At 50.5% G+C, this 6,883-nt stretch carries 7 protein-coding genes; 5 read left to right on the top strand and 2 right to left on the bottom strand.

The features are described 5' to 3' along the window. Window positions 1-40: 40 nt before the first annotated feature. The 5 genes from F4Y39_06220 to F4Y39_06200 all read left to right on the top strand — a co-directional run bounded on the left by F4Y39_06220 (window position 41) and on the right by F4Y39_06200 (window position 4,524). The gene (locus tag F4Y39_06220) at window positions 41-229 is read left to right on the top strand and encodes a hypothetical protein (protein ID MYC13306.1); all 189 of its coding nucleotides are present in this window, start codon (window positions 41-43) and stop codon (window positions 227-229) included. Next, window positions 226-1,110 carry a creatininase family protein gene (locus tag F4Y39_06215; GenBank protein ID MYC13305.1) on the top strand — a complete coding sequence of 295 codons (885 nt, stop codon included), beginning with the start codon at window positions 226-228 and terminating at the stop codon, window positions 1,108-1,110. The genes F4Y39_06220 and F4Y39_06215 overlap by 4 nt, the downstream gene beginning before the upstream one ends. Before the next feature lie 21 nt (window positions 1,111-1,131). After that, the gene (locus tag F4Y39_06210) at window positions 1,132-2,094 is read left to right on the top strand and encodes a fumarylacetoacetate hydrolase family protein (GenBank protein ID MYC13304.1); all 963 of its coding nucleotides are present in this window, start codon (window positions 1,132-1,134) and stop codon (window positions 2,092-2,094) included. 83 nt (window positions 2,095-2,177) lie between these two features. Next, a complete protein-coding gene (locus F4Y39_06205) occupies window positions 2,178-3,605 on the top strand; it encodes a sulfatase-like hydrolase/transferase (GenBank protein ID MYC13303.1) in 1,428 nt (475 codons plus the stop codon). Between the two features lie 88 nt (window positions 3,606-3,693). Further along, the gene (locus tag F4Y39_06200; protein MYC13302.1) at window positions 3,694-4,524 is read left to right on the top strand and encodes an SH3 domain-containing protein; all 831 of its coding nucleotides are present in this window, start codon (window positions 3,694-3,696) and stop codon (window positions 4,522-4,524) included. A 72-nt stretch (window positions 4,525-4,596) separates the two neighbouring features. Here the strand turns inward: F4Y39_06200 and dnaK are convergent, their stop codons facing one another. Next, a complete protein-coding gene (gene dnaK / locus F4Y39_06195) occupies window positions 4,597-6,522 on the bottom strand; it encodes a molecular chaperone DnaK (GenBank protein MYC13301.1) in 1,926 nt (641 codons plus the stop codon). Window positions 6,523-6,587: 65 nt separating this feature from the next. After that, the coding region (locus F4Y39_06190; GenBank protein MYC13300.1) for a zinc ribbon domain-containing protein at window positions 6,588-6,883 on the bottom strand (296 nt) is incomplete at its 5' end.

Here is a 6,883-nt window from a genome sequence, read left to right as displayed (position 1 = left end):
TTGTGAGAAATTAGACATCAAAGCGACCAGTGGTGCCAATGTGAAAGCGAGCGATCTCTCTTGCCAGCATGGCAATCTACGGGCTTCCAGTGGTGCCGATATCACCGTTATTGTAACAGAAACTGTAAACGCCCATGCCAACTCTGGTAGCGACATCGTGGTGCGCGGCGGCGCAACACCCGTCAAAGTGACAGAATCGAGTGGCGGCAAGGTCTCCATCCGCAAATGACAATGAAAGGTAAAAAAATGGCTTCTGTAAAAGATATTTACAAATTTGACGAACTGACCTGGCCCGAAGTGAACGAAGCTGTGGAAATGGGAAAAATTCCGATTATTCCAACCGGCGCAGTCGAACAGCACGGGCATCACTTGCCCTTGAAAGTCGATCATCTATGTGCCAATGCCGTGGCGACCGAAGGCGCGCGCTTAAAACCGGAATACAGCCTGGTGCTACCGCCCGTGAGTTATGGCTATGTACACCACGTCATGGATTTTCCCGGCTCGCTGAATATACACTACGAACACTTCATTCAGTACCTGCTGGACATCTGCAAAAGCCTTGCCTATCACGGCTTTAAAAAAATGATCCTCGTCAACGGACACGGTTCCAACCACAACCTGGTCGAAATGGTCGCCCGGCGCACAATCGTAGAAACAGACGCGAGTTGTGCTTTCTGCTCGTGGTGGCAATTGCTCAAGGTTGATCCGGACTTTGACAAAGAATGGCGCGAAAGCGTATTTCCCGGCGGATGTTCGCATGCGGGCGAATTGGAAACATCCATGTTGCTCCATTTGTCTCCAGAAAGCGTGCGCAAGGATAAAATCAAGAGCGAAATCGCCAGGACCAATAAGCGAGGATCCAAATTTGTCTGGACCGATCTGTTCAGCAGAGGACCTGTGGGAATCATTGAATGGACGAGTCAATATACAGATTCGGGCGTGATGGGCGAGGCGGAAAAGGCAACCGCAGAAAAGGGCAAAATAGTCTTTGAAGAGGCGAGCAAAAATCTGGCGCAATTCGTCGAAGAATATTATCATCAAAAGATTGAAACCCCCACCCAAAAGCAGACACAAGAACCGACATTCCCATTGTCGTTTACCAGTCATTGAGCATTCGCACAAGGAGAAAACATGAAACTCGCAACTTATTCAGTCGGCGGTGCAGAATCCATTGGCGCAGTCGTCGCAAATGATTCGATTATCGTCGATCTCGCCGCAGCAGACAGCGCATTAGCCCAATCGGAAAACCCTCCCTTTTTCACGGATATGCTGACCCTTCTCGAAGCCGGAGCAGAAGGACGGTCTGCGGCACAACAGGCGGCGGCTGATGCTGAAAAGCGTTTGAATGGCACACCGGATGGCGAGACCAGCTTTGCCGTCAGCGACGTCAAATTGAGCGCACCAATGCCCAATCCGCGCAAATTATTCTGCCTGGCGGGCAATTATCAGGATCACATTGAAGAAAGCGGCACGACCAAGATGCAAATTCAGGACAAGGAAACGCCGCGCGTATTTATGAAGCCCCCAACATCGACAGTAATTGGACCGGGCGATCAAATTTTGATCCCCCCCATCGCAAGAGGCGTAGATTGGGAAGGCGAATTGGCCGTCGTAATAGGCCGAGAAGCAAAAGGCGTACAGGCAGAAGACGCGCTGGATTATGTCGCGGGTTATACCGTCATGAACGATGTCTCAGAGCGCATGTTGCAAATCAAAAAGCGCACGGATAGCCGACCAAGAGATGAATGGTTTGACTGGTTAAACGGCAAATGGCTGGACACCTTTGCACCCCAGGGACCGTGGATTGTAACCTCAGACGAAATTACAGATCCACACACCCTCGACATCAGCACGTATGTAAATGGCGACCGCAAGCAACACAACAACACGGGACAAATGTTGTATCCCGTAGATAAAATTATCGAATACATCTCGGCAATCATCACACTCGAACCGGGCGATCTGATCAGCACAGGCACAATTTCGGGCGTGGGCGATACAACGGGCACCTATATGCAACCAGGTGACAAGGTAGAAATTGAGATCTCGGGTATTGGACGATTGGTAAATACAGTGGCTGCGAGTGAGAAATAGCTGTCTCACTCTTAATTGAGAAAATAATGGCAGGCACGGGCAACCGCTGCCTGCCTTCTGTGTACCAGTGAAAGGACTCAAACATGACCCGACCAAACTTGCTCTACATCCACTCAGACCAGCACAGCCCAAAAGTACTCGGCTGTTATGGCGATTCACTCGTTCAAACACCCCATCTGGATGCCCTCGCAGCACAGGGGGTGAGATTTAACAATGCCTATTGTCCATCGCCTGTATGCACGCCATCGCGGATGTCGATGTTAACGGGACGGTATCCTTATGAAAATGAAGTGTGGACCAACCATCACATTCTGGATTCGGGACGGCCAACCCTTGCGCATGCAATGGGCGCGGCTGGCTACCACCCCGTGCTCATAGGCCGCATGCACGCCCTGGGCACAGATCAGTTGCACGGGTATGTGGATCGTCCCATTGGAGATCATTCTTCGAATTACCCGGGCACAGGCGATGCCCCCAGCAACTTAATCCAATCGGTTCAAAAATCAGGTGCAGGCCAGAGCAGTTACGAAGTACACGATGAAGATGTGACAGCGTCAGCAGTTGATTTTATCAATCGAGAAGGCATAAGAAAACGCAGCGGACAAACGGATACCCCCTTTTGTTTGCACGTGGGATATATGCTACCACACTCGCCTTATATTGCGCGAAAAGCAGATTACGATCAGTACATCGACGTGATTACGCCTCCAAAACATCCCAAACCAACAGGCGATGAGTCACATCCCTTTTTCCAATGGTGGCGAAACCGAAACCGTTTTTTGGAAATTGAAGATACCGACACCACGCGCGCCCGCGCAGCTTACTGGGCACTGGTCACGGCGATGGACCGCATGATCGGACAACTTTTGGAGGCATTAGAAAGGAATGGATTTGCACAGAACACAATGATCGTATATTCATCAGACCACGGCGAACATGTGGGCGAAAAAGCATTGTGGATGAAGCGAACATTTTACGAAGAGTCCGTTCGAGTACCGGCAATTATTTCATGGCCCGATGCGCTGCCCAAAGGACAGGTCAATAACTGTGTCATCAGCGCATTGGACTTAAATGCAACCATGCTCGACGCATTGGGAACACCCGAATTGCCCCATTCGCGCGGGCGCAGCCTGTTGCCATTGCTTCGCGGTGAAGTGGATACATGGGAAGATATTGCTTTTTCAGAATACTGTATCTACGAAGGCCATTACCAGCGCATGATTCGACAGGGCGATTGGAAACTAATTTACTATCATGGCTATGATCCGCAATTATTCAATCTATCCGAAGATCCAGAGGAATTGCACAATCGGGCGAACGACGAAGATTGTCAGGCGATTCGGGAAGAACTGACAGCAAAAGTGCTGGATGGCTGGGATCCTGAGTGGGTTGCGAAAAAAATGCAGGAAAAAAGAAGGGATCTGGAAGTCATTCGGGAATGGGCAAGCGCGACAAATGCCCCCGAACAATGCAAGTGGCCTCAAACTTCACAAATGACGTATTTGGATTAAAGTAGAATTTAATCCTTGACCGCAATCGCATTTCCGATATTTTCAATCCAGAAAAAATATCTACAAGGGTTTTGAGGAGGGATGATTGATGGTGAGGTCTAAGTTTTTGGCCGACCGATTTTCTGTCGGCCTTTTTTGTGTACTCACGGCAAGTTTAAGCGGTTGCGATTTTCTATTACCTAAAGAAACAGTCTATGTCACCGCTGCAATTCTGAATTTGCGCGAGAAGCCAACGACAAAATCGCAGGTGGTTGAGCGCTTGCAGCGCGGTCGTGAACTGGAGATTTTTGAAAAAGCCAATCCCTGGTTACGTGTACGCACAGATGGAAAAATCGAGGGATGGGTACACGGCAATTATGTCGGAGACGCCGCAGCCGTGCGTGCAGCTTTGCAAAAAGACCTCGCACGTCGTTCTTCAAGCACCCGAAAAAAGCGGCCTGCAGCGCGCCCTACTCAGCCTGCAACTGAACCGCAAGAGACGCCAGCAACCCAGGTAACGCCACCATCTCCCGGCGCCCTATCCATTGATGGCATGATTGCGGGCATGCCCGATGATATGATACTGGAAGAAGTGGATCCCCTCGAGGGTCAGCCGCGCCATTTTGGCGCAACGGGCAGCGGACAAGTCGTACTGGAGTTCTGGGGTCCAGAAGTCGATTTGTTGCGATCCGAAATTATGGTAACCGTGCTCGATATATCCGATGCCGACTTGAACCGCAATGCAGACCTCGTGCGCTTGTTTATCCGAAATGCCGTACCACAATGGCAACGCGACACAACCTGGGTCGCAAACTTTTTGCGGGAATTGTCGAGCCAGGATGTTGGCACAGGCGGATTCGACACGCGCAGCAAAACCGTCAGGTTCCGGTTCATCAAACCCCTGAGTGCAATTCGCGTGACAATCGAAAAAGCGTCGTGATTAGCGCTCCCCTACGCAAACAAAAACGCCGAGGACTTTTTGCCCTCGGCGTTTTATTGTGATATCCAACCTTTACTTCTTCTTATCATCCACAACTTCTTCATATTCAGCATCAACAGCCCCATCATCGCTTTGTTTGGGACCTTCTGCACCACCTGACGGAGGTTCTCCTGGCGCACCCTGGGGCCCCTCCTCTGCTGAAGCTTGCTGATAGAGTTCACTCGCAACCTGATGCCAGACCTGGGTGAGATTTTCATTCGCCGATTTAATCGCATCGACATTATCTCCCTTGAGGGCGTCTTTGACCTTGTCAACAGCCTCTGTCACTTTGGCCTTCGTCTCAGCGCTGACCTTGTCACCCATCTCTTCCATCTGTTTTTCGGTCTGATGCACCTGCTGCTCGGCCGCATTTTTGATTTCCACAGCCTCGCGTTTCTGCTTATCTTCGGCGGCATTCGCCTGTGCGTCATTGACCATTTTATCAATTTCTGCGTCTGACAATCCCGACGATGCTTCGATGCGAATATTCTGCTCTTTGCCCGTGCCCTTGTCCTTTGCCGAAACATTGAGAATACCATTTGCATCGATGTCAAATGTGACTTCAATTTGCGGCACACCGCGCGGTGCAGGCGGAATACCATCGAGATGGAACCGACCAATGGTGCGATTATCTACTGACATATCGCGCTCGCCCTGCAAGACGTGAATCTCCACCGAAGGCTGGCTGTCGGCAGCAGTTGAAAACACTTCGGCCTTTTTCGATGGAATTGTGGTGTTGCGATCAATAAGGCGCGTCATCACGCCGCCGAGCGTTTCAATACCCAGCGAGAGCGGCGTCACATCGAGCAATAGCACATCGGTCACATCTCCAGAGAGCACACCCGCTTGAATAGCCGCACCAATGGCGACAACTTCATCGGGATTTACCCCCCTGTTAGGCTCTTTGCCAAAAACTTCCTGCACAATTTCCTGTACTTTGGGGATGCGCGTTGAACCGCCCACCAGAATCACTTCGTCAATATCAGAAGCCGAAAGACCGGCATCCCGAATAGCCTGTTCACAAGGCCCTTTCGTGCGCTGGACGAGGTCATCGACGAGTTGCTCAAATCGCGCGCGCGACAGGTTGACATTGAGATGCTTGGGTCCAGATGCATCGGCTGTGATAAACGGCAGATTGATGTCGGTAGATGCGGAAGTCGATAATTCGCACTTGGCTTTTTCTGCCGCTTCTTTCAGGCGTTGCAGAGCCATGGGATCCTGGCGCAAATCCACGCTATTTTCTTTTAAAAATTCCTCAGCCAGAAAGTCAATAACGCGCTGATCAAAGTCATCTCCACCCAAATGGGTATCGCCATTGGTGGATTTGACTTCAAAAACGCCATCGCCCAGTTCGAGAATGGAAATATCAAATGTGCCGCCACCGAGATCGAAAACCGCGATTTTTTCATCGCTCTTTTTGTCCAGCCCATAAGCCAGTGATGCAGCCGTTGGTTCATTGACAATGCGCAATACATCGAGGCCAGCAATTTTGCCAGCATCTTTGGTGGCCTGTCGCTGTGCATCATTAAAATATGCGGGAACTGTGACCACGGCCTGCGTGATGGTTTCACCGAGATAATCTTCAGCGGTTTGCTTCATCTTTTGAAGCACCATCGCCGAAATCTCGGGCGGGGTATATGTCTTGTCGTCGAGCTGTACAGATGCCAGCCCATTGGCGTCACTCGTGACCGTGTAAGGCACTTCGGAAATCTCAGTGCTCACCTCTTCTCGGCGACGCCCCATAAACCGCTTGATAGAATAAATGGTCTTGGTCGGATTGGTCACAGCCTGCCTTTTGGCAACCTCACCAATGAGGCGCTCCCCATCCTGTGCGAATGCAACGACAGAGGGCGTGGTCCGTCCCCCTTCTGAATTTGGAACAACAACCGGGTCGCCGCCTTCCATCACAGCGACACAAGAGTTGGTCGTTCCCAGATCAATGCCTATTACGTTGCTCATGTAGATTCTCCTTGTTTGGCTCCCATGTCAGAGCACGGGACATGATAGAATATAATTTCTATTTTTTATGCTGCTTTGGTATCCGAGCTTTTTGATTCAGAGGTCTTTTTAGTCTCTGATTTCTTTTTGTCAGATTTTTTGCCGCTGGCTGCTTCTTTATCCTTTTTAGCTGCTTCCTTGTATCCTTCACTTCGATAATCGGTGATGTAAAAACCCGATCCCTTAAAGATCAACCCCGCGCCGCCACTAATGAGACGCTCGACCTTTTGCTCGCCGCATTCGGGACACAGGCGAATGGGATCGGCGGTGATGGAGTGAAAAGCTTCAAATTCGTGCTCGCATGCAGTACACGCATATTCAT

The organism is Gemmatimonadota bacterium (genome assembly GCA_009838845.1).
Taxonomy (GTDB): domain Bacteria; phylum Latescibacterota; class UBA2968; order UBA2968; family UBA2968; genus VXRD01.
This window is presented reverse-complemented; position numbering and strand designations above follow the sequence as displayed.